The following is a 1465-nucleotide window of genomic DNA, read 5'->3' as shown; positions in this document are numbered from 1 at the left end:
CGAGTTCCATTTTGTTACTCCAAGATATGGTAAGGGGAAATGGAGCAACTATTATATTTTTCCTGTGATTGAAAACCCATCAAATTTGAAGAGGATACGGATTTACTCTTATTCAAAAACTTTACTCTTATTCAAAAACTTTAGTGTTTTTCTCTGACCATCCGGGTTGGTTTATGGCAAGCAATTTGAGGGTAGTGTTTCCGGTGTTGTATGTAGTTTGAATAGCGCCTGCCGGGATGTATATGAGCTGGTCCTTACACAATTCGACCGGGATTCCGTCAATATAGAGGATACCTTCCCCTTCAAGGATATAGTGAACTTCCGGATTTTTCATCAGGTGGGGAGCGATATGTTCTCCCGGCTCGATAACCGAATGAGCTATGCTGTAGTTCAGGTCAAGGTTTCTATTAATATTTCCGGGGTTCAGCAGTTCCACGACACGGATATTTCCAGGCTCTTCTAGATACGTGCATTCGCTAAGGTTCCTGCAAAGGATATAGTCATCCGCATAGAAGCTTGAACCAACTATGTAAGATCTTCCTTCAAAGGTAGCCTTTTTAACGAAGGTGAACCTGCGGGAAGGCTCGGAACTTCCTGGCTTCTGCCAGCTGTGATCTATCCAGCCTTCACCATTTTCGCTCAGGGCTGTCTCTATGAAGAGCTCCCCTATGGGCTTACCTTCTGCGTCCAGAAGCCTTCCCATGTCCTCTCCTTCACTCCCCCTGTCCGGAGGACAGACTAACTGAGTCCCATTTATTGTCCATACAAAAATATAGAAGTCATGATTGTACCAGGGTGAATCTTCTTCTCTGAATGCAGGAAAGAGCTTTTCTCCCTGTCCCTCAATAAGTCTGACTGTAGCCCTTACTTTATTTTCGATGTTTCTCCTTTCAGCTGCCATTTTACTCTCCCCTTTTGCAAGAATAAGAGAGTCTGGCGGTGCAGGTCCCAGGACAGCCTGTTCTCCTGTTGTGTTTTCTCTTGTAGCCAGAGCTTTTCCGTTTACTCCTGAGGGAGATTCGCCTACGGCTTTATCTTCGAGTTCTTCCGCAATTACTGCCGGTTCGTCCTGAGTCCCACAGGTAAGGATGCCCAAAAAAAGTGCAACTGCAAGCATTCCACATATAATCCGTATTAAATCCATACAACTTCCTTATTTATTTCACTTCTAATTCAACACTCTTGAAACTGCCTTCAGGATATGCTTAAATATATACTTATAATAATTATCAGAAGTATTATTTTATTTTTTTCACTCAGTTTATGCAGGAAGCTGTTTAAAGAAGCTTTTATTTACTGAAACTCCGGATAATTTCATAGTGAACTACCCGTCATTGAAATGATGGGCATCCTGCTTCACGGCTCGCTCTTTTGAGAATAACTCCGCAGGCTCTACCCTCTGTTCCAGAGGTGATTAGATTATTAATTGCAAATTGTTTAATGTTGATGGCTGCATTAATATCTC

General features: G+C 42.5%; 1 protein-coding gene. It reads right to left on the bottom strand.

Annotation, left to right across the window (positions count from 1 at the left end; genetic code table 11):
- Positions 1–127 precede the first annotated feature (127 nt).
- Positions 128–1144 carry a cache domain-containing protein gene (locus EO93_RS04030; protein WP_048161203.1) on the bottom strand — a complete coding sequence of 339 codons (1017 nt, stop codon included), beginning with the start codon at positions 1142–1144 and terminating at the stop codon, positions 128–130.
- Positions 1145–1465: the final 321 nt, after the last annotated feature.

Source organism: Methanosarcina sp. 1.H.A.2.2, from assembly GCF_000979975.1.
Taxonomy (GTDB): Archaea; Halobacteriota; Methanosarcinia; order Methanosarcinales; family Methanosarcinaceae; genus Methanosarcina.
Note: the sequence above shows the minus strand (reverse complement) of the source record. Positions and strands in the feature narration are given on the sequence as shown.